Raw genomic sequence first — 24,399 nt, 5'->3', positions numbered from 1 at the left:
AAAAAGTAAACTTACGATATAACAGTAAAGACGGGAATCGCTCGAATGAGACTCCCTTCTGCTTAAGAAAATCGATTTTCTCTGGTATGAAATTAAAATATGGATCGATTTGCCTCCTTTCATGGCTTTTGATGGCAACAACTTCCTGTAAAGATTATCTGGAACTGGAACCTCAGGACAACCTGGTACAGGACGAATTCTGGCAAAACAAAGAGCAGGTTAACTCGGCAGTAGCTGCCTGTTATGCCGCTATGAACGAATCGGGTTTTACCGATCGGGTTATTATGTGGGGAGAACTGAGAGCCGAGATGTTGGTCTCCGTGAATGCCAGCAGTGCTCAGCAAAATATGATGAAGAACTACAATACAGTAAGTAGCACTTTGTCAACCTGGTCGAATTTCTACGAAACGATCAACTATTGTAATATGGTACTCGCCTATGCACCGCAAGCTCAGGAGCTCGACCCTACGTTTAGTGAGTATGAGATGAACAAGTATATGGGTGAGGCACTGGCAATCAGGGCGCTGAATTATTTGATTCTGGTGAAGAATTTCAAAGAAGTTCCACTGGTGCTTACAGCAACCCTGAATGACCAGACTGACTTCTATGTCTCTAAAAATACAGAGAGTGAGATTATTGACCAGATTGAAGAAGACCTGACAACAGCTATTGGATACCTGCCGGAAGGTTATGCGCAAAGTAGTGCCTACGACAAAGGGCGGATGACCAAAGGAGCAGCATTGGCAATTTTGGCCGACACTTATTTGTGGAGCTACCAGTACGATAAATGTATTGATGCTTGTGATGCGATTACGGCATTAAATAAGTACTCACTAGTGAGTGGATCGGAATGGTTTGACGCGATATTCTTTGAAGGAAATTCGAGCGAAGGCATTTTTGAGCTTCAGTTCGACGTGCTTTTCTCAACGCTGAAAAACTACTACTATTATGCCAGCCCTACTTTCAAAGCTTATACGCTGATGGCAGAGCTTTTCCCGATTACCGAAACAGATAAACGTGGTCATTTAGCTAGTTACGACAGAAGCTACAGTGCAATCTTCAAGTTTGCCGGTGTAAGCCCGATTACCGGATCTTATCGCTCCAGTTCGCAGTTTTATAACACGTGGATTTTCTATCGCTATGCAGAGGTTCTACTAATGCAGGCCGAAGCTTACTTGTATTCCGACACTAAAAAGGATTTGGACATGGCCTACTCTTTAATGAGCAGGGTACACGAAAGAGCAACCGGATTGCCGCTTGAGGTAAACATTACGGAGGGCGATCTTGAAACTGCACTTCTAACGGAACGCAAAAAAGAACTTGCGTTCGAGGGAAAACGTTGGTACGACTTACTACGGTTTGCTCGTCGAAACAATTTCGAAAAGCACCAGTTGATCCTTACCATGGCCGAAATTAAAACGTCAACAGATGACTATGACGAGATCATTAGTAACTTCTCTGATACTGCCTCTTATTTTCTGCCGATATACAGCGGAGAAATTAATCTCAATCCTAACTTAGAACAAAACCCATATTATCAATATTAAATCGAACTATTATGAAAAAATTTAGATTGATATTGTTGTTGGTTGCAGCGATCCTTGTGATTGCCGTTGAAAGTTGTAATGATAAATTGGATGATACAACTTACTTTACAACCACCACGCTAACTCTGGCAGAAACGCTGGAGTCAATGCCTGACGATGTTTCAATGTATGTAGAAGTCCTACAGAAAACCGGATATTTAAATGCCTTTAAATCATACGGTAGCTATACCTGTTTTGCGCCAAATAATGCAGCCGTGCTGACCTATATTAGTGAGCGTTGGGGAGCTAGTTCGATAAGTGAATTAACATCTGATGAGCAAATTGAAGGATTAAAGCAAATTGTCAAGTTTCATACCTTGGCTACCAAAAAGTTCACTTCCTCTTTCGATGAAGGTCGTTTGGCCGATACCACTTACACTGGTGATTACCTTACAGCTACTTTTGCTGCGGGAGGTGGCCTTCAGGATGTATTGATCAATAAAACAGCCAAGATTACAAAACCTGATGTTTCTTCGGATAATGGGGTTTTACATGTACTTGATCAGTTGCTTGATCCCTTTACCGACATGCTTCCCGAGGCGATGGAAAAATCGGGTAAGTACACCATTTTTGTTGAGGCACTGAGACAAACGGGCTTGTACGACTTTCTTCTCACCGAGTATAACGCCAACGGATCGAGGGCGTTTTATACCATTTTTGCTGAAACCGATGAGGTATTTGCGGCATACAACATCAACTCTTTTGAGGATCTGGCAGCCAAATACTCGCCCGATGATACAGACTATTCCGATAAGCAAAACGAGCTTTATCGCTTTATAGCTTATCATGCGGTTGGTTCGTTCCTGTATACTTCAGACCTGCCTGATGAAGCGTTCGTTAGCACTGTATTGGAGAACAACGCGCTTAAAGTTGAAAAATCGGGGAACGTTTTGAAGATCAATGAAACTGAAACAGGGGTGAATGACACCTGGCTAACATTGATTACCGCGGCAAGTAATAACCCGGTAAGAAACGGGGTATATCACTCCCTGAATAAAATGATGGATATCTTTATTCCGCTCGCGAAATATATGCTCTTCGATGTAGTAAGCGATCAACCAGAAGTACAGTCTAAGGCAATAAAAGCAGGATCGAAAGTCGCCAATGGTAGTTATCAGTACATTAACTGGTATCCTGAAGACTTAACCTGTCGCTATTTGGCAAGTAGTAATTACACCAATTTGAATTATAATATTTGGGACGTTGGTAGTTTCGTTTATATGGAATTTGTTACGCCGGTTTTGCCAAAAGGAAAATACGAACTTTTGGCCTGTGCCAACGGCGGTAATAGTGCCCGCGGGATTTTCCAGGTGTATTGGGATGGCGAACCTATTGGATCGGTTTGGGATGTTCGGACAAAAATGTCCAGTGTTTCATCATCTGGCGACTCAATTGTAATGGAAGCCGCCGGCTGGAGACACGGACTGAAATGGATCACAAATAAGTCTGGAACTAGTCAATACGACTCCAACGGCGCGATGCGTCGAGTCATCACCAAGGAATTGTTGTGTCCTGTTCAGCAAAGACACACAATCAAACTTGAAACCATCAAGAGTGGTGGTGTGCCGCTTGACTATTTTGAGTTTATCCCGGTCAATTAACGAAAGACTAAACTAAAAATCTGAAAATGAGACGATATTATAATAATTTATGCAGCCTTTTGGTTGCAGCCCTTTTACTGTCTATTTTATTGGATAGTTGCCAGGATACCTGGGATAGCCATTACCAAACGGAGGAATCAACCAACCGGGAACTTCTGCTTTCAAAAGCAGAGGCTTCTTCGGAATTGTCAACCTTCGTGGGGTTGTTGGAGAAAGTTGGTTACGATTCAGTACTACTTTATCCGCAGGCCTATACAGTATTTGCCCCTGTTAACGAGGCTTTTGATGGCCTTTCGGACGAGGTGATTAACGACCCGGTACAGCTTAACGCGCTGCTGGGGAACCATATCTGCCGATTTTCATATACATCGCTGGACGCTGATGAAAGCCCCCGGATTCGAATGTTGAACGGAAAATATGAAGATTTTACCATCAGCGATGGTGAAGCTAATTTTGGGGGAGCCGCTCTGGTGTCGCAGGACATTATTGCCGGCAACGGTATTTTGCACACGATCGGGAGCTTGGTTGCGGTGAAACCGAACATTTGGAGCTATATGCTTCAATCCGATGAGTTCCCCAAAATCATGAGCTATCTGACCCCTTACAACAGCATGTCGTTTGATGTTGACAATAGTGTGGCTATTGGTAAGAATACGTTGGGTGAGGTCATTTACGATTCAGTTTTTGTAGCCTCAAACAGTTACTTTTCGGTTATAGGCGACTTAAACTCCGAAGAAAACAGTTACACGTTTCTTGGACTTCCGGATGATGTTTACAACACGGTTTACACTAGGTTCGAACCCTACTACAGTCTTCCCGATCCGGCAGCAGTTACTTCAACGGTTGATAAGGTGATTATGGACAACCTGGTTATTTCGGGTGTGAGCAAAAGCGAACTGACCGGTTCTTACCGGCGAACGTCAACCGGAACATGGATCGCTGTATCGGAAAGCGAAGTCGTTTCTGAAACAAAACTCAGCAACGGTTACCTGTTTGTAATGAACGAAATGAACCTGGATCCAAAACTGGTAGTCTACAAATCTTCCCGCTTTGAAGTGGAAGATACCGAGGGACGTACAATTGGGAAAACCTCCGATCTGACGATTCAGAAAAAGTATGATATATCCGCGTCAGGCTACTTCAAAAACGAGGTTTCGCTTCTCGTTGCACCCGATGCCTCCAATTCAAACAACTACTTCGAAGTTTCTTTTGACGAAGTGGCATCGGCCAGTTACTATATTTACATCAAGTTTGCTCCGGTTGGCGCGAGCGCAAGTTGTGAACTGAAATATGAACTGAGCTATTCGAACATGGATGGAACGACCACCACTGTCCCTATTGAAGGCGGACTGGTTACTAACGACCTGAATGAACGGGTTAAAATCGGGGATACCTATACTTTCCCGGTTTATGTGAACCGTAGCGAAAACAGCACTTACTCTGTGAAATTGAAAGTGTTTGTTGATGTAAGTGATGCCGAACTTGTGCTTTACACAAGGGAATTCGGTATTGATTACATCGAACTGGTACCCGCTCAATAGTCAAATTAATTAAAATGAACAATATTAGATTTTACATCATGGTAAAGTATATAATATCAGTCGTTGCCATTGTTCTACTCACTTCCTTTTCCATTGGGACCTACGCTCAGGAGCAATCGGGAAAAGTTGTTAAAGGGACAGTGGTAAGCGCGACAACGAAACAAGGCTTAGCCGGGATAAATATCAGTTTGAAAAGATTTTCATCGGCTATTACAGACGAAAACGGTAAGTTTTCCATTAAAATTCACGACGACCGGGCAACACTCGTAGTTTCTTCCCCCGGTTTTCAAACGAAGGAAGTAGCCATTAAAGGCCGAACAGAACTCGAAATTCAACTTTTTGAAGAAGACTTTGATTCCTATTATGGTGATGTTTTGATGCCTCTTGGATGGAAATCAAAGACTTCAACTGTTAACTCAGTTGTTTCGATCGGTCAGATTTCCAATGACACCTATGAAACACTGGAAGAAAAATTCTCGGGTGAAGTTCCAGGCCTCAGAGCTATCCTGCGATCGGGAACACCAGCAAGTGGAGCAAACATGTTTATCCGAGGTTATTCTTCGCTGAATGGTTCTACTGAGCCGTTGGTTGTAGTGGATGGTATGATTCTGGAGTCGGGCACTTATTCAGCTTCGCTGAGCGGTGGCCACCAGTTTAGTGCTCTTTCCGCAATCGATCCAAAAGATATTGCCAGCATCTCGGTGATTAAAGATGCCGTTTCGATCTACGGATCGAAAGCAGCCAACGGAGTGATTCTGATCGAAACGAACCGTTCGAAGGATATCTCGACTAAGATTGACTTTCATATACAAGGTGGAATGAATCTTCAGCCTGAAAACATCCCAATGATGAACGCCTCACAGTACAAATCGTATCTGGTTGACCAAATTGGTTCTTCGGGATTGTATACTGACGCTGAAGTTGCACAACTTCCATTCCTCAACGAAAGCCCATCGTTTACCGATTATACGACTTATCACAATGAGACGAACTGGCAGGATGAGGTTTTTCGCGACAGCTACAGCAAAAATTACTATTTGCGGATTACCGGTGGTGACGACGTTGCCAAATATGGTCTTTCGGTTGGTTATATGGCCAATGAAGGGGTTATTTCCAGTACTGACTTTAACCGTTTGACGACCCGTTTTAATGCTGATTCAAAGATCACTTCAAAATTATCGTTTAGCGGAAACCTTAGTGTGAACTACCAGGATAATGAAATGCGCGATGAAGGCTTGAATGAACAGTCGGCTCCCATGTATGTGGCTTTGCTAAAGGCTCCGATTCTGACTCCGTACGTGGCCGATGATTCTGGGGTTCTGACAACAAATTATGCCGGTGTTGACGCAATTAGCGGATATAGCAACCCCAAAGCGTTGATTGATAATGTGACAAACGAAAACCGGAATTACTCGATTTTCAGTAACTTCAAGTTTACCTACGAATTCAACCCTCAGTGGAAACTGAGTACGTTAGTTGGTGTTAACTATACCAAGAATAACGATAAATTGTTCTTGCCTTCAACCGGTATTTCAGCTGGTGTAACTGTCAACGAAGATGTCGTTTATCGTACGTCGGGTATTAAAGTTGAATGGTTGTATTCGATCTATAACGATACCCGCTTGAGTTTTGCCCAAACATTCAACCAAAAGCATAATCTTTTATTTAATGCAGGTGTCCGCTATAATGTGAATAACTATGAAAATTCCTGGTCAACAAGCGGAAACTCAGGCGATGACGAATTTACGTCTCTGGGCAGCGGCGACCGTTTAACCGCCATTACTTCGGGTGAAATCGGTAACTGGAAATGGGCATCGATGTATGCCAATGCCGATTACGGATTCTTAAACAAATACTTTGTATCACTTAACGTAGCTTTCGACGGATCGTCGCGCTTTGGCGAAGATGCAAAAGATGGAATTAACCTGGGGGCAACCAACTTTGGTGTTTTCCCAGCCATAGGGGCAGCCTGGTTGGTTTCGTCCGAAGATTTTATGGCCGATAACAATTGGATTGACCAACTGAAACTTCGTGCCAGTCACGGGATCACCGGGAACGATGGTATTGGCAACTACACGGCTGAGTCGTATTTCATAGCCAAGCGCTTTTTGGAAGGAACCGGGCTGGTGAGTGGAAACCTTGCTAACACAGGAATTCAATGGGAGCGTACAACCAAAACGAACCTGGGTCTGGACTTTGGATTGTTTAACGAACGTTTAGCTGTTACGCTCGACGTATTTAACCATGTTACCGACCGCTTGTTGAGTGAAAAAGAAGTTAGCCCGGTATACGGTTATTACAGCTATCTGAATAATGATGGAAAGCTTCGCAACCGCGGTATTGAACTGGGGATGAATGCCCGCTTAATCAATAAAGAATCGTTCAAATGGGATTTGGGGTTCAATATTGCAACCTATAAAAACGAAATCATCGCGTTGCCCGACCAAAAAAACCTGGTTGAACTGAGTGGTGTTGGCGCAACAATTCTTAATCAGGAAGGAAGTGCTTTGGGCTTGTTCTACGGCTATAAAACCGACGGAATATTTCAGTCGCAGGCAGAAGCTGATGCCGCCGCATTGGGATGGATCGATCCGCTGGGCTTCGAACAAGCATTTGTGGCTGGCGATGTGAAGTTTGTGAATACCAATTCGAGTGATAACATTATTAATGCAGACGACCGCGTGGTGATTGGCGATCCAAATCCTGACTTTGTGGGAATGTTCTCAAACCACTTTCAATATCGACGGTTTGCCTTGGACGCGGTATTCACTTTTTCTTCTGGAAACGATATTTACAATGCCTTGCGTGCTAAAACCGAGTCGATGTCAAATTTCGCAAATCAATCTCTGGTAGCTACCCGCCGCTGGAAAGCAGATAACCACGACACTGATGTGCCTCGTGCAGAATATGGTGATCCGGCAGGAAATAGCAGATTCTCTGATCGTTGGATTGAAGATGGTTCATACATCCGCCTGAAAACATTGTCGTTAACTTATAGCCCAAAATTCAAGGTTGGTTTTGTTCGCAATGCTGCTATTACTTTAACTGCAAACAACCTGTTCACCCTTACAAAATACGTAGGGTACGACCCTGAAGTGAGTATGTCTGGAACTGCTTATGCCCAAGGGATTGATGCAGGATTAACTCCTCAGTTTACTTCGGTGTTTGTGGGACTAAGACTAGGACTGTAATGTTATAAACTAGGTTAAAAAATAAGATATGAAAAACAGATATAAACTTATATTCTTCCTGTTGATCAGCTGTGTGTCATTTGTTTCGTGCGATGAATTGCTTGATGTGACACCTGACGAAGTATTACTGGAAGAAGATTACCTTGGTACGGACGGGGTTGAAGCGCGTTCGGCTTTATTTGGAATTCTTTCGCAGTTGCAGGATGTTAGCAAACAGTATTTGGTACTTGGCGAACTGCGTGCCGATTTGATGGATGTTACAGATAAATCGGTTGATGAGCTTAGGCAGCTTAACAACCACGAAGTGGCTGCCGGGAACAGTTTGACTGATCCAACGGAATTGTTCTCGATTATCAACAACTGTAACTTCGCGCTGCAGGGTATTGATACCCTCGCTCACGACAACGAACTAATTAATGTGTACGCTTCTATTTTACGGGTTAGAACCTGGGCTCACCTCCAGATTGGCATCAACGCGGGGGCTGTACCATACATTACCGAGCCGATCTCGAGTGTGGAAGATCTTGAAAAAGAATATCCGCTTTTAACACTTGATCAGGCGCTGGAAAAAATGATCGAAGCATTGATCCCTTTTCAAAATGTGGAGAATGTAACCACTTATGAAAACTCGCTGTCGAATGAGATTTACCGACTGATTCCGGATAAGGATATTCTGTTGGGAGATCTTTACCTCTGGGCTAAAGATTACGCGATGGCAGCTACATCGTATAAGCTTTTCCTCGACAGCCACATCTCAGGTGGTGGCAATACTTATAACCTCACGTCGCAATACTACATTTCGTTTGCTAGCAACACATCTAGTTCCGGAACAGTAAACTGGATTAGTATTTTTGATGAGGATGTCGCTACGTCTGAAGTGATTAACTATATCCCGTTCACGCTTCAGTACCGCCAGCCCAATACGGCCTATGCGCTGGTTGAAGATTATCAGGTGAAACCATCGATGGCAATCGTTGAAAACTGGATGTCGCAGGTGCGTTTGGCAGTCGATCTGACTACTGCTTTTGTAGACTATCGCTACTACCTTTCAACCACCAATGATGGCGAAGGTTTGGCAATACGCAAGTACCAGTACGATTATATGATTCTTTGCCGTGCAGCCAATGTTTGGTTGAAGTATGCCGAAGCAATTAACCGGGCCGGATATCCGCTCCATGCTTTGTACGTACTCAACCAGGGACCGAAAGATGTTCCAACTGCAATTGGTGCTCCACGATTTATTGAAAATGCAGAAAGCTTCCTGAACTTTACTCAAACGAAGTATTACACCGTTTCTAGCGGAGTGTCATCAAAGGGTAACCTGGGTGTGCGGGGCAGAGCCGGACTGCAACCTCAAGTAATCTACGATGCCGCCAGCCAGGCGGACTCAATTTATCAGGTTGAAATGTTTATCTTGAACGAGTCGGCGCTGGAAACAGCGTTCGAAGGTAACCGTTGGGGCGACCTGGTGCGGATTTCGTTACGCAATGATGACAGCTCAATTTTGGCAGAAGCCGTTTCCGGAAAATTTACAGCTTCCGGATCTCCACTAGCCGAATCTGTTAAAGCAAAACTGTTAGATCGCGATAACTGGTATTTGGATATGGATATTCCTTCAAATGTTATTACTGTAACAGAGTAGTTTAACGAATCGAAATACGATAGATCGAAAGTCTGGAAATGCAAAATGTTCCAGACTTTTTTTTGATATAAACTTTCGGTATCCCGTTGGAAAGTCTGCAAAACTCGATTTCGATAAAGTGCAACCAACACATTTTGAAGTCGGCTAACCGAGCAAATTTCGGTTGTAGCCTTTCAAGGTCCAAAAAATTCAATCAAAAAACACCAAAACCTTACACTTCCTTTAAATAGTATTATTAATTTGGGAGACTTTTTTGGATGAATGTTTGAAATAGAAATTGATGGTGCGGTTCAAAATATTTGTTTTATGTAGTTTGTATTTCGCGGTTCAACTATCTTGCTTGGCCTCCGGGCATTCGTTTTCGCGGCTTACCATCGAAAACGGATTGTCCAACAACCATGTGAATGCGATTTATGAAGATTCGTATGGATATATTTGGCTTGGGACTTTGGATGGGATCGACCGTTACGATGGTGTGGAGCTCCGGTCTTTTTCCAATCAGTTTGACGGATTGGTTGAGAACGTAATGGCGATAACCGAAGATTTTGAAAAGAATATCTGGGTAGGCACAACAACGGGGATATTTAGGTATCAGCAAGCATCGAATAAGTTTGAACGCATTGATATTGATTCGATCGATCTGGACGTGAGAACTTTGCTTAGGTTACCCGACAGTACCCTTTGTATTGGCACCACCGTTGGACTTTATTTGTTAGATGCAAAGTCGTTACACACAGAGAAACTACAGTTGCCCAACCCGGATGGAAATCGCCCCCTGGCAATTTCTGGTATTTTCCCCGATAATCATGCTAACATTTGGATTGCAAGCACGGCCGGTTTGATTCGATATTCGTTTTTAAGCAAGAAAAGTGAATTGTATCAGCATCAATCGGTGCCTCGCGGCGAAAATAGTTCGTTTACTTCTATTTGTAGTATTGGTAACAAGCTTTATTTAGGAACAGCAGGGGCGGGCATTGTTGAATTTGATCTTTCTTCAAAAGCATTTTTCACAGGTGTTGAAACCGATAATAAAATCATCCTAAATATTACAAGTGATGGCAAAGAGCTCATTTTTGCCGGAACTGACGGAGGCGGTCTGAATGTGATCAATGTTCGCACACGTAAAGTGAAACGCATTGTATCTGCGGATAATGATCCGGAATCTCTGAGCTCAAATTCAATCTATTCCTTTTTAAAGGATACCGATGGCCGGTATTGGGTTGGGACATACTCGGCGGGCCTTTGTTTCAGCAAAAAAGGAGAAGGCAGTTTCGATCTTCACCCTATAACTTCTTCCCACCCGGAATTGAACAAAAGCATCCGCTCGTTTTACTTCACTCCGGAAGGCGAGCAATATTTTGGCACTAGAAATGGTTTTGTGCAAGTAGCTCAGGATGGTACCTTAAAGTTGTTCCAGGCTTCGTCCAAAGACGGCTTACGATCCAATATTATCCTTTCAATCTATCCGTACAATGGTGATATTTTAGTTGGCACTTACGGAGGAGGTTTAAGCCGTTTTTCGTTGAAAGAGCAACGCCTGGATCCATTTTTTGATGATGGTATGTTGTCGCAAGGGAATATTTACGCTTTCGATACCGATCGTTCAGGTAATCTTTGGATTACATCGTTTAATGGCCTCTATCGATATTCGCAAAAAGATCGGAGAGTAGTCAATTTTAACCGTGAAAACAGCAAATTAGAAAACGATCAGGTTTTTGAGATTACATTTGACTCGAAAGGAAGGATGTGGGTTGGAAGCATAAATGGAACTTTTGCCTACAAACTGAACGGAGATAAGCTTGAACCGATTAATCTGGAGATAATTCCGAATAACACGTTCAAGACAAATTATATTTACGAAGATCAGGTTGGAAATATTTGGATCTGCACCGAAAGGGGCGGACTTATTATGGTTGACCCGGAGCTTTCGGCAAGTGTAACCTATCGAAACGAGAATGGGTTGCCCGACAATTCGATCTGTGCGATTGTGGAAATAAGCACCGGCAGTTATTGGATTAGTACACTAAAAGGGATTTGCCGGTATTCAAACCAATCGCAGAAATTTACCAGCTACACTATGTCCAGTGGGTTGCCCGGGTTGGTTTTTACTCCGGCAGCAGCCTATTTAGCTCCCGACGGTAAACTCTTCTTCGGAAATGAGAAAGGATTGGTTTATTTTACTCCGGAAGATGTCGGTAACGCATCGTTATCGTCGAAAATGGTAATCACCGATTTTTACGTCTCGGGAAATGAAGTTAGCCCCGGTGAAGGCTCGGTTTTAGACCGAAGAATAGAAGAAACAAAGGTGATTCACCTAAAGGACAAGATGAACAATATCGGTTTCCGCTTTGCATTATTGAACTATGCAAACCCGATGGAGAACTTCTATCTGTTCAAACTGGAAGGGTACGACACTGATTGGAGAAGTAACGGACACAACAACACGGTCTTCTACCAAAACCTCAAGTCGGGCAACTATGTGTTTAAAGTAAAGAATGCCTATGGTGGATCCGACGACTTGACCTCTATGGCCACTGTTGAGGTGAATATCCATCGATCATTTACCCGATCAGTCTTTTTTTATCTCATCATTTTTGGGTGTGCCCTGGTTGGTGGTTTTGTTTTAGTCCGGTACATCAAAATGCTTCAAGGTAAATTGAAACAAAAGGTCGATTTACCGCAAAAGGCTCCTAAATACAAGGGATCCCGAATCGCCAAAAGTCAAAGTGATATAATTGTTGCCGAACTTAAAAGGTATATGGAAAATGACAAACCATACCTGAATGCTGATCTTAAGCTGGCCGATCTGGCAAACGAGATAAACCATCCGATGAACGATATTTCACAGGTTTTAAATCAGGATTTAAACCAGAGTTTTTCTGACTTTGTGAATCGATATCGTGTTGAAGAAGTGATAAGACGCATGGAAGACAAGGCCTATGAAAAGTTCACCTTTGTTGCCATAGCACAACAATGCGGCTTCAATTCTAAAACGTCATTTTATCGAATTTTCAAAAACGAAACCGGCAAAACACCCGCCGATTATCTGAAAAGTTTAGTCGAACAGGAAAAACCATAAGACGAAGGGCAGTTTGAAGCTCATTTCTTTAAATTCACCTTTGAACGGGTTTTACCATTTTTATTCTCCATCTTTTTAGTAGCCATTTGCTTCGAACTTGCCAGTTTTTGGTGCCAAAGAATAATGGTACAATTATTTGTTGGCCATCTCGTGTTGTAGTTTTTAACTAGCTTGCCCATAGTGTTTTAGTTCGGTTTGTTAGTGAGTGCTAAATTATAATTTGGAACCCATCACGGCGTTGTTTTATTGATCTTTCCAGGTTCTACCCCTACCTTTAAAATTTCAAGTACGAGTTTAATTTCCCGCTTCGTATGTCAGTCGTTTTTGATGAAACAGCTGACTAAACATTTTTGGGGCAGCCTGATTTTTTTTCCGGGAAGTTTGATTTGAACTTTGAACACAAATATTGAGCGACGAAATCATTCAGGCCTTTTTGCTTCATTTAACCGGGCGTAAACCGAAAGGTTCCGAAATTGACGCGTCAAATTATTTAAGCCATTATTATTATCTTGAAGCCTTATTCAGGAAAAAAAATGAAAACCTGGAAGAATAATCTCAAGAACACCGAAAAAATAAAACCCCAATGAAAATCAAACTTCTATTATTTATCTTCTTTACAAATGTCGTTTTAGCATCGGCATCACACATCGATACGTTAAGGGTAGAAAGCAACTGCATGAATAAATCGATTCCGAATTTGGTGATTTTGCCAGACTCATATGCGAATCAAAAAGAACAATTTCCGGTTTTGTACTTATTGCATGGAGCCACAGGTGATTTTAAAGACTGGCTGAAAAAGGTGCCTGATTTGGCAAAGTATGCCGACCTGTATAATTTCATCATTGTGTGTCCGGATGGTGGATTTACAAGTTGGTATTTTGATAGTCCGGTTGATCCGGCTATGAAATATGAAACATACATTTCGCAGGAGCTGGTTGCTCAGGTTGACCAATCGTATCCGACAATAAAAGGCCGCCACGGACGAGCAATTTCCGGATTAAGCATGGGAGGACACGGCGCGTTTTATTTGGCATTCCGTCACCAGGATATCTGGGGAGCTGCCGGAAGTACGAGTGGAGGATTGGATATCCGTCCGTTTCCGAACAATTGGGATCTCTCGAAACGGTTGGGCATTTACGCTGATAATCAAGAGAACTGGGAGAAAAACACGGTGATCAATCAGGTGCATTTGCTTGATGGAAAAAAATTGAAACTGATATTCGACTGCGGGATCGACGATTTTTTTTACGATGCCAACAACCGGATGCACGAACTACTATTGGAACGGAATATTCCGCACGACTACACTGCACGCCCCGGAAAGCATAACAATGAATACTGGGCCAATTCGATCAAATACCAACTGCTGTTTTTTAGCGATTTCTTTCATTCCGGAAACGAAGGCAGCTCGAAAAACTGATCCGAACGAAACGAACTAAGAGATTTAGAACTAACCTATTTGACGATCGTTTTGCGACGATCAAAAACTTAACGAGATAAAACTCCATGAAACTTTTCGTCTTCCAAATCGCAATTCTATTCATCCTTGCCACAGTAACTAACGTTGAAGCACAGGTCATCAACGCGGGAATTGGTGGAAACAATACGGTTAATTTACTGGCACGCCTGGATTCTGATGTGTTGACAAAGCAACCCGACTTGGTGATTCTGATGGTTGGAACCAACGACATGCTGAATTCAAACAAGATGATCACTTATTCCGACTATACTGAAAACCTCACACTCATTGTGGAAAAGATTCAGGCAACCGGAGCAAAGGTTCTTTTGATGTGTCCGCCTCCGGTTGACAGCGTTTATCTGTTTCAACGCCACGAACGAAGTCTGTTTGCGGAAGCACCAAATGTTAAAATGGATACGGTTTGCCAGATTGTTCAACGCATTGCCGGGCAAAGCGGATCGTTTTGCATTAATCTGTTTCAGGAATTCAATAAAATGAACCTGCCACGGCACAATGAAGATCTGTTTTTTCGCAATCCGATGAATTGTGGCAAACCCGATGGAGTTCACCCTACTGCATTAGGTTATCGCTTCATTGGAGAACTCGTCTTCCGATATTTGAAAACGAATAATTTGCTAAGCGAGAATTTGAAGATTGTGTGTTTTGGCGATTCGATCACCTTTGGCTCAGGGGCGAAAGGTGGTGGAACTGTTGCCGGTGAAAATTATCCATCGGTTTTATCGGCTCTGATCAAGTGATGGATTACCTGTTCGAAAAACAAGAATGAATGATCTCCAACTGGCGATCAAAAAAAATATAAAAGAAATGGAAAATATTCGCTTATCAAGTTTAATCATGGGGGCTGCTTTTGTTGGCAGCCTGGGGGCTGTATCGGCTGGCTCTTCGGAAAAAATCGATCAATCAAAACAAGACAATCTGACCCTGGCTACGGTTAAAGGAGCTAAAAAAAGAAATGTCATTTTCATCTTAACCGATGATCATCGATATGATTTTATGGGTTTTACAGGAAAGATCCCCTGGTTGGAAACCCCCAATCTCGATAAAATGGCAGCGGAAGGTGCATACATGAAAAATGCGTTTGTAACTACGTCCTTGTGTTCACCTAGTCGTGCCAGTATTTTAACAGGGCAGTATTCGCATGTGCATACAATTGTCGACAATGTTGCTCCCGATCCCGGCAATCTAACTTTTTTCCCTCAATATCTGCAGAAAGCCGGTTACCAAACTTCATTTTTTGGCAAATGGCACATGGGAGGCGAAAATGACGATCCCCGTCCGGGATTCGACCATTGGGAAAGCTTTAAAGGGCAAGGTGAATATTACGCGCCTAACCTGAATATTAATGGCGAAAATGTGCAGTATAATGAAGATACTTACATCACCGATTTGCTGACCGAACATGCAATCGATTGGTTGAATAAGCGCGATCAGGAGAAGCCGTTTTTTATGTATCTCTCGCACAAAGCGGTACATGCCATGTTTTTTCCGGCTAAGCGTCACGAAGGAATGTATGCAGGCAAGAAGATTACCAAACCCGACACCTATACACAGACCATAGGTTCGGAATATAAAAAGCTGAATTGGCCGGAGTGGGTGAAGCGGCAGCGCGATAGCTGGCATGGTGTGGATTACATGTATCACGGAACAGCCGATGGAACTTTCGACGATCTGATTCAACGCTACTGCGAAACATTGATGGGTGTTGACGAAAGTGTGGGCAGTGTCATGGATTGGCTGAAAGCGAACGGACTGGATGAGTCGACGATGGTAATTTATATGGGCGATAACGGATTTAGCTGGGGTGAGCATGGTTTGATTGATAAACGTCATTTCTACGAAGAATCGGTGAAAGTGCCTATGTTGGTTCGTTGTCCCGAAATTTTTAAAGGAGGCGAACCGGTAGAACGAATGGTACAGAATGTTGATGTCGCTCCAACAATTCTCGAATGCGCCGGTGTGGAAAAACCAGCCTACATGCCGGGGAAATCATTCGTCCAGCTATTAAAAGGTGATGAAACAAACTGGCGGAAACGCATCTTTTACGAATACTACTGGGAGTACGACTTCCCAATGACACCGACTGTTTACGGGGTGAGAACCGATAAATATAAATACATCAGATATCAGGGAATTTGGGACACCAATGAGTTGTACGACCTGGAAAATGATCCGAACGAAATGGTGAATTTGATAGATCGCACTGACCTGCAACCCATGATCAAGCAGTTTGCGAATGATTTGTACGATTGGCTTGAAAATAGCAACGGAATGCAAATTCCGCTTAAAAGGAATGTCTATTTCCGCATTGGCGATTACGAACATGCAAACCAGTATTGAGCCGCTGTGGAGCATTTTATATTTGTGGGATCTACGAGGCCAAGCGGAACAAATCCGTTTTCGCCTTTCGGTACTGCTAGTGCTACAGGTATTGTGTTAAATAATTCAACAGGTATGCCGGTCGAACTGAATTCTTTGACCAGCAATTGTTTAATTAGAAGTAACGCTGAAGTGACTGATACAGGCAGCGGAAACCAAGTTGAAAACGTAAAGTAGTTGCAGACAGTCGCTTGGAACAATAAATTGAATTGGGCATTTGTGATGTCAGCAAGTTGGTTTCAGTTGTTCGGTAGAAACAAGTTAAATCGAACGCTTGATCTGAGTGAGAGTAGTATCTTCAGGGGACAAATCATAACAGGATAAACAAAAACAAAGGCTGTCCAATTTTACTTTTGGACAGCCTTTCATATTTTATTTGCGAGCGTTTTTTTGTGTGATAGCTGCAATAGATTTCTATCAACCCGATTTTGATCACAAGTGACTTGTTTTATTTTCGCACTTTTTGAATCAGTGTCCGGGCCAATGCCGACTATCTCATCACAGGTCGAACGGGTTTATTCAGTCAAATAAACACTATCTGCTACTTTAAAACGGCCTTTGATGCCATTGTTCGTATTTGAGGTCGCTTTTTCAGAAAAGCCTGGTTGTTGCCCTCCCAACGAAATGGTAAACCATCCGGCTTCAATTGCTCGTTGATTTTTCTTATCTATCAGTGATAACTGCCGTGGATTAATTTCAAAACTAACTGTTTTTGTTTCACCCTTTTCCAAATGAATCCGCTCAAATCCTTCGAGCTGGCAAATAGGCCTTGGGGTCGACGCTTTTTCATCTTTTAGATAAAGCTGCACCACTTCATCACCCGCTCTGTCTCCGGTGTTTGTAACATCAACCGTAACGGCGAATACACTGTCAGCTTTAATCGTCTTCGGATAATTTAAATTTGAATACTCAAATGAAGTATAGCTTAGTCCGAATCCAAACGGATATAATGGTTCTTCGATAAAATAGCGATAGGTGCGGCCTTCCATATCGTAGTTTTCGAATGGAGGCAGTTGGTCTACCGACTTGTAATACGTTACCGGCAATCTTCCGGCAGGATTGTAGTCGCCAAATAAAACGTCGGCGATGGCGTTTCCTCCCTGTTGGCCGGGGTAACCGGCTGTTAAAATTGCCGGAATGTTTTGGTCGGCCCAGTTGATGGAAAGCGCACTGCCGTTAATTAAAACCAGCACGACAGGCTTGCCGGTAGCTTTTATTGCTTTCATGAGCTCGAGCTGTTTTTGTGGCAAATCCAGATGAGTTCGATCGCCATTGGCAAAGCCGTCCAGCTCTATGTCCATTTCTTCTCCCTCCATCCGTTCGTTTAGTCCAAGGGCAAGTACTACAAGGTCCGATTTGCTGGCGGTTTCAACAGCCTCTTCCAGCATTTTATCCTGAGGGACCGACCACAATAAACGGGCAGTGGCATCGCCATAATAGTTTCGGTAATCGACCTGAATCGCATATTTCTTACCTGCTTCAAGTTTTACCTCGAATGGTTTAATCGTTCCGTGATCGCGATTATTGCCCATGTAAACTTCTTCACCTTCGTAGCTAATATGTATTTGAGGTTTTGCCCATCCACTGATTAAAAAAGTACCCGTTTCGGGGGCTTTCAGAAATCCACTCCAACGAATAGAGTAGTTGCCTGGTTCGAGCCTTGGATCGGGTGTGTCAATGTCCCAGCAAAAATCAATATTATCATCAACTTGAGTAAAAAGAGGCACTCCTTCAAATTCGTCATTGTTGAAATACGATCCGGTGAGGCCTTGTTTTCCATTTTCGGTTTCAAAATAAACAGATGGAATGGCTTCAAATGAAGGAAGTCCATCGGCCAAATCGCTACCTTGCGCATACAGCACTTTTGCAAGAGGTTCAATTTTGTTTTTTATTCCCTGCAGCACGGTTATCGGGTCTTTGGGAATGCCATTGTAATTCCCCCACAAGGATTGAATATTGTTGGCATTGGGGCCAATTACAGCAACCGTTTTTATCGATTTAGAAAGAGGTAAGAGGTTTTCGTCGTTCTTTAAAAGTACGATGCTCTCTTGTGCCGCTTTCCGGGCCAACACACTGTGTGCCGTTGAGTTATTAACTGAGTAGGGGATCTGTGCATAGTCAACCTTCTCAACCGGGTCGAACATCCCGAGTTTAAAGCGCGCCAAGAACAAACGTTTTAAGGCAACATCCAGGTCCGCTTCGGCGATCAAGCCTTTTTCAACCGCTTCACTCAGCGCTTTATATGTATCTCCACAATTTAGATCGCACCCTTCCTTTAACGCCAGCGCAGCTGCAGAGGCGGCATCCGGAACAACTTTGTGGTATTTCCAGATATCCGAAATTGCGCCGCAATCGGACACAAAATAGCCTTCGAATCCCCACTTGTTTCGTAGAATATTGAATAGATTGGGACTTGCGCATGCAGCCTCTCCGTCGAGTCGGTTATAGGCACCCATTACCGAGTAAGCATCCGCTTCGATGATCAACGAGCGGAAAGCCGGGAGATAGGTTTCCCATAGGTCGCGTTGGCTAACAGAAGCATCGAAGCTGTGTCTTAGCTTTTCAGGCCCCGAATGCACTGCGAAATGTTTAGCTGTGGCTATTACTTTCAGGTAATCAGAATCAGCTCCCTGCAAACCCAATACAAACTCTTTTCCCATTTGGCTGGTCAAATACGGGTCTTCGCCGTAGGTTTCATGTCCGCGTCCCCACCGGGGGTCACGAAAGATGTTGATATTGGGAGACCAGAAGGTTAGTCCCTGATACATTCCCCGTTGGCCTCTGCGAATAAATTCATGATGTTTTGCACGGGCTTCGTCCGAGATCACGTTTGCAACCTCCCTAAGCAGGTTCTTGTTCCACGATGCGGCAATTGTTATCGACTGCGGAAATACCGTTGCATAGCCGGCCCTGGCAACGCCGTGCAGACATTCGTTCCACCAATTGTATTCCGGAATATTTAACCGATCAATTGATGGGGCACTATCCATTAGTTGATTGATCTTTTCTTCCAAAGTAAGTCTGGATACAAGATCTTCAACTCGTTTTTCATGCGAAAGACTCAAATCTTCAAAAGGATACTGGTTCTGCCCCAACGAGACAGAGAAAAATAGTATAATAATGATTGAGACAGAAACTAGTTTCTTCATCGTTGATAGATTTTTAGCTCGTAAATAACTCTTTGTCGTGTAAATCTATTTAATCTGAATGTCGACGGTTTCAAAAATATTATTTGAAGCGTTTCCAATCATTAGTTTGAAATCTCCCGGCTCTAATTCCCACGTTTTAGTTTTGCTATTGTAAAACGAAAGGTTGTTGACAGGAAGTTCGAGCTGAATAGTTTTTTCTTCTTCGGAATTCAGGAAAACCTTTTTAAAGCTTTTCAATTCTTTAAACGGTCGGATAACACTGGATTCAACATCATGAGCGTAGAGCTGTATGGTTTCAGCTCCGTCGAAATCGCCGTCATTTTTAATATTGAGGCTTACAACCGCTGTTTCATCTTTTGCAAACACATTTTTGTCAACCGTTACATTGGAGATTGTAAATTGGGTATATGACAAACCATGACCAAAAGCAAACAAGGGTCTAATATTTTTGGTGTCAAACCAGCGATAACCCACCAATAAATCTTCGGTATAGTTTACAGAATGGTTAACACCGGGGTAGCTGTCCAGGGCATGAGCCGGAGAATCTTCCAGATGAACGGGCAGGGTGAAAGGCATTTTTCCGGATGGAGAGAATACGCCAAACAACATTTGAGCGATTGCAGTTCCACCTTCAGAACCATTGAGCCATCCCCATACCATCGCTGAGATTTCGTTTGAAAAACTACTCATGTCAACCGGTGACCCGGCATGGAAAACTACGATTGTATTTGGGTTTGCTTTTGCAACTGCCTTGATTAGAATGTCTTGCTGGTAGGGGAGTAGCATGTCCGACTTGTCTAGCCCTTCGGAGTCGTAGTCGTGGTTAAGTCCGGCAAAGATGATTGCCACATCGGATGCTTTGGCGCTGGCAACCGCGCTATTTAGCAACTCCTCATTGAGCGTATTATCAGTAATGCGAATAAAATTATCGAGCTCTGAAGTTTTCTCGTAACCTTGAGAAAAGTTGATTTTAACCGATTTGCCGAGTAGATTTTTGATTCCTTCAAGAGGAGTGACCTCTTTTTTAGCTTTTACACCGGAACTAAAACCTCCTTCGCAATGCTTTCGGGTTGCATTGTCGCCAATAATGGCAACTGATTTTATCTTGTTCTGGTCGATTGGTAGCAGGTTTTTGCTGTTTTTTAAAAGGACGATTGATTCTTTGGCCACCTTGTAGGCCGCCTCGTAATGCTCTGGAGTATTATACGAACCTTTTTCGCGGTTGCTGGCTCCAAGTATTTTGGTTTTATACATAACCCGAAGAATGTTGCCAACTTTCTCGTCAACAATTGACTCCGGAACCAGCCCGTCTTTAACTGCTTGAATCAGGGGTTTTGAAAAATAGTAGTCGTCGTAGCTGGCGACATCGGTTCCCATTTCCAGGTCAAGGCCGTTAAGTGCAGCGTCAACGGTACTATGAGTTGCGTCCCAGTCGGAGATTACGACTCCTTTGAAATTCCACTCGTCGCGCAGGATATCCTTCAGTAGATATTTATTTTCACAACAGTAAACACCTCTGAATTTGTTGTAGGCTCCCATAATGGTATGTACTTCAGCTTCTTCTACCGCTGCTTTAAAAGCTGGAAGATAAATTTCATAGAGCGCTCTTTCACTCACTTGAACATCAACGGTGGTTCTGTTTGTTTCCTGATTGTTTAATGCGTAATGCTTTACACAGGCCGCCACATCTTTTGATTGTACACCTTTGATATAAGGAACACACATGGCGGTCGTAAGCACAGGATCCTCACTCATATATTCAAAGTTTCGTCCGCACAAAGGAGATCGGTGAATGTTAACACCCGGTCCAAGCAAAACATCTTTGCCTCTGGCTCTGGCTTCTTCACCAAGAGCTTCTCCGGTTCCCAAAGCCAGTTCCGGATTCCAGGTAGCTGCCAAAGCTGTACCAGTTGGGAAATAGGTCGATGAGTCGTTGGTCCAGCCTGCCGGGTCCCACGAGTGTCGTTGAATTTCTTCTCTCACTCCGTGAGGACCGTCAGAAAGTACCCATTCGGGAATGCCCAATCTTTCAATTCCGGCATTGGCAAATTTTGAGTTTCCATGCAACATGGATACTTTCTCTTCCAACGTCATTGAAGATACGAGGCTGTCAATTTCGCTCTGAAACGGCTCTTTTTTGTCAGCAAGCTGATCTGGACTATTACACGCGTTAAAATACAAACTGGCGAATACAAGATTTATCAGTGTAACCAGTACGATTATCTTTGATCTGTTCATTATTTTGATGTCTTTGTTTATTTCTAACTCTAATTACTGAACCCTTGGTTTGTTCTCAATAAATTTCGAATGAATATTCCCGACGCTGAGAGTTCGGTGGTACTCCATTGACCATTTGTGCTTGCGCCAGGTAAAAGTGCGGCTGAAGTCTCATCCTTATCTGCAACCGACCAGTTACACCAGCTTAGTTTGTGTTGATTCAGAATGTTGATCCAATCGTTTGTCCATTGTTGGTTGAATGAACCGTCTCCACTTGCCTCACTTACGCCCCATTCTGTTACGAATATTGGAATTTTATTAGAGATCGCAACTTCCAACTTGTTGCGTAAGTTCTGATAATGTGACGGTTCGGATGCATAAAAGTGGAAGGCATAAGCAATATTGGTCGATTGGATTTGATTACCGATTACGGCATCCACGTTTTGAGACCAATTGGGGGTTCCCACAATAATAATATTGTCAGGATCAATGGCTCTGATTGCACTTACAACTGCTTCGGCATAAGGCTTAATTACACCAGCCCATGACACATTTAACGGTTCGTTGTAGATCTCGTAAATCACGTTAGGGTAGTCTTTGTATTTGGTAGCCATTTGCTGAAAAAATTCAATAGCCTCACTTTGGTAATTTTCCGCATGATGTGAGTGCCAGTCGATGATTACATATATGCCCTGGCTAATCGCAGCATCAACTATTGTTTCAACTTTTTGTTTTTCTATAAATTTATTTGTCAGGTAGCCGTTATTTTCATCCACTCCCATGGCAGCCCGAATGATATTGATTTTCCAATCGCTAGTCAACCAATCGACAATGTTTTCATTCCAATACTTTCCCATCCACTGGCTCCAGAATAAGCTCATGCCGCTTAACTGGACAGGAACATTATTTTTATCGACCAACTGACCATTGCTGATCGCCAAATTTCCATAAGTTTCAACCGGAGAGTCTTCAGTTGATCGAAATGTAGCAATGAGCTGAGTGTCCCATTGAATCGTCAGGGAAAGTTCATCAAGGGTTGATTCCAAGTCTCCTGACCATCCAATAAAACGGTATCCTTCTGCTGCGGTGGCCTTTAATGTAATAGACGTACCTTCTGTAAGGTTATCAAAATCAAGTACTGAATTTTTATTCGAAGAGCTTATGACTTCAACTTTACCGCCTTCGGCAGGTAATACAGTTATCTCAAGTGAGTATGTTTTAGGAATAGGATCTTCACTTCCTCCGCATGCGTTCATGCAGAAAAAGACAATGAAAAGGAAAATAATTCGTTGGATTTTCATAGATATTCTCTTAGTCAATTGAACGGGATTTATTAAAGAGCAACCGTGTAGGAAGCTCTTTAATAAATGCTCAAATTGAAATTTTATTTATCAACTATTCGAATGTTCGTTAAAGCAAGTTTAACAGTCATATCAGTATTGCCGCTGTTAACTAGCGCGAATTGAACCAATACCGGATTATCAGCTTCAAAAACACTCTGGGGCATCTGTTGACCTCCATCTCCAAGGGTGAAACTGGTCATCGGAATGGTGTAAGTTGCCCACTTTCCATTGGTTGGAGTAAATCCATTTATAATGTATTTATATTCACCAAGCGACGATTTCCACAAAATTTGCATCCAGGTAGCATCGCCAATTAATGCGTATTCAAACTTTAGTGCTTTTACCGCTGGAGTTCCTGTTCTGTTGGCTGTGGCATCAAACTGAATACCGCCATCATGTGTCCACCAAGTGTTTCCATAAACAGCATCAATATATTTGTAGCTGGTTCCTATGGATTTAAAAAGGGTACTTGGCCCGTCCATCGAAGAATTCCACCATGCGCCCTGGTTTGGCCAGATCGATCCCCAGTCAAGGACAATGTCTCCCGTATTCAGTCCAAAGTCGAATGATGAAGTTCCTGTACCACTTTTTGAGCTGGTTACTTCAACTTTTCCTTTCGAATAACCTTCGGGAACTTTAACGGTGATAAAATAAGGATCAACTGACATTATCTGTGCCGATGCACCACCAATCATTACCGATTCAATATCATAGAAATAATTACCTGTTATCACCACTTCGGCTCCAGTTCCAGCATACTCTGGAGATAATGCTTCAATTTCCGGAGCAGGAGGTGCAATTTCCAGTGTTCCGGCAGCAGTTCCTCCATCAGTCATTAGAGCCACTTCATTATTTGCTTCGACTCCAATAAATGGTGTATCTGTTGATACTTTTACTACGATGCTTGTGTCGGATACCATGGTTGTTTTGAAACTTCCGGGATATCCGTTAAACGTTACTTCCTTTACAGTTTGAAGGTTTTGTCCGATGATGGCGACTGTTTGCCCAAGGTTTGCATAGGTAATAGGTGTTGGGCTGGTTGTTAACCGAACATATTTAATGCTTGGTATGCCCACTTCGTCATCTTTTTCACAAGAAGCGAAGATTAGCTGCAGGCAAATCAGCATTGCTGCAAACTGCATTAACCTTTTAGAAATCGTATGTATTTTATTCATTGTCTTCTTTTTTAATTTA

At 42.9% G+C, this 24,399-nt stretch carries 13 protein-coding genes; 9 read left to right on the top strand and 4 right to left on the bottom strand.

Annotated features, from left to right (window positions below):
- Positions 1–86 precede the first annotated feature (86 nt).
- From ABZD21_RS00180 to ABZD21_RS00140, 9 genes are all read left to right on the top strand, one after another.
- Positions 87–1,547 (top strand): RagB/SusD family nutrient uptake outer membrane protein, encoded by a 1,461-nt coding sequence (locus ABZD21_RS00180; protein WP_372771922.1) that lies wholly within the window; start codon positions 87–89, stop codon positions 1,545–1,547.
- An 11-nt stretch (positions 1,548–1,558) separates the two neighbouring features.
- The gene (locus tag ABZD21_RS00175; protein WP_372771921.1) at positions 1,559–3,187 is read left to right on the top strand and encodes a fasciclin domain-containing protein; all 1,629 of its coding nucleotides are present in this window, start codon (positions 1,559–1,561) and stop codon (positions 3,185–3,187) included.
- Positions 3,188–3,213: 26 nt separating this feature from the next.
- Positions 3,214–4,728, top strand: a complete 1,515-nt coding sequence (locus ABZD21_RS00170) for a fasciclin domain-containing protein (RefSeq protein ID WP_372771920.1) — start codon at positions 3,214–3,216, stop codon at positions 4,726–4,728.
- Between the two features lie 14 nt (positions 4,729–4,742).
- On the top strand, positions 4,743–7,919 hold the full coding sequence (locus ABZD21_RS00165; protein WP_372771919.1) for a SusC/RagA family TonB-linked outer membrane protein: 3,177 nt from the start codon (positions 4,743–4,745) through the stop codon (positions 7,917–7,919).
- Between the two features lie 28 nt (positions 7,920–7,947).
- Positions 7,948–9,561: a hypothetical protein gene (locus ABZD21_RS00160; RefSeq protein WP_372771917.1), complete on the top strand. Its 1,614-nt coding sequence runs from the start codon at positions 7,948–7,950 to the stop codon at positions 9,559–9,561.
- 280 nt (positions 9,562–9,841) lie between these two features.
- On the top strand, positions 9,842–12,640 hold the full coding sequence (locus tag ABZD21_RS00155) for a two-component regulator propeller domain-containing protein (RefSeq protein ID WP_372771915.1): 2,799 nt from the start codon (positions 9,842–9,844) through the stop codon (positions 12,638–12,640).
- Between the two features lie 583 nt (positions 12,641–13,223).
- Entirely contained in the window at positions 13,224–14,060 is an 837-nt protein-coding gene (locus ABZD21_RS00150) for an alpha/beta hydrolase (RefSeq protein WP_372771914.1), read from the top strand.
- Between the two features lie 86 nt (positions 14,061–14,146).
- Positions 14,147–14,857 carry an SGNH/GDSL hydrolase family protein gene (locus tag ABZD21_RS00145; protein ID WP_372771912.1) on the top strand — a complete coding sequence of 237 codons (711 nt, stop codon included), beginning with the start codon at positions 14,147–14,149 and terminating at the stop codon, positions 14,855–14,857.
- A gap of 67 nt (positions 14,858–14,924) precedes the next feature.
- Complete coding sequence (locus tag ABZD21_RS00140; protein ID WP_372771911.1) at positions 14,925–16,457, top strand: sulfatase; 1,533 nt, start codon at positions 14,925–14,927, stop codon at positions 16,455–16,457.
- A gap of 554 nt (positions 16,458–17,011) precedes the next feature.
- Here ABZD21_RS00140 and ABZD21_RS00135 read toward each other — a convergent pair.
- The 4 genes from ABZD21_RS00135 to ABZD21_RS00120 all read right to left on the bottom strand — a co-directional run bounded on the left by ABZD21_RS00135 (position 17,012) and on the right by ABZD21_RS00120 (position 24,380).
- Positions 17,012–19,645 carry a glycoside hydrolase family 3 C-terminal domain-containing protein gene (locus ABZD21_RS00135; RefSeq protein WP_372771910.1) on the bottom strand — a complete coding sequence of 878 codons (2,634 nt, stop codon included), beginning with the start codon at positions 19,643–19,645 and terminating at the stop codon, positions 17,012–17,014.
- Between the two features lie 45 nt (positions 19,646–19,690).
- The gene (locus tag ABZD21_RS00130) at positions 19,691–21,883 is read right to left on the bottom strand and encodes a beta-glucosidase (RefSeq protein WP_372771909.1); all 2,193 of its coding nucleotides are present in this window, start codon (positions 21,881–21,883) and stop codon (positions 19,691–19,693) included.
- Positions 21,884–21,912: 29 nt separating this feature from the next.
- Positions 21,913–23,163, bottom strand: a complete 1,251-nt coding sequence (locus tag ABZD21_RS00125) for a cellulase family glycosylhydrolase (RefSeq protein ID WP_372771908.1) — start codon at positions 23,161–23,163, stop codon at positions 21,913–21,915.
- An 83-nt stretch (positions 23,164–23,246) separates the two neighbouring features.
- Entirely contained in the window at positions 23,247–24,380 is a 1,134-nt protein-coding gene (locus ABZD21_RS00120) for a glycan-binding surface protein (RefSeq protein ID WP_372771906.1), read from the bottom strand.
- Positions 24,381–24,399 lie beyond the last annotated feature (19 nt).

The sequence above is a fragment of the Mangrovibacterium sp. genome (assembly GCF_041596335.1).
Taxonomy (GTDB): domain Bacteria; phylum Bacteroidota; class Bacteroidia; order Bacteroidales; family Prolixibacteraceae; genus Mangrovibacterium.
Note: the sequence above shows the minus strand (reverse complement) of the source record. Positions and strands in the feature narration are given on the sequence as shown.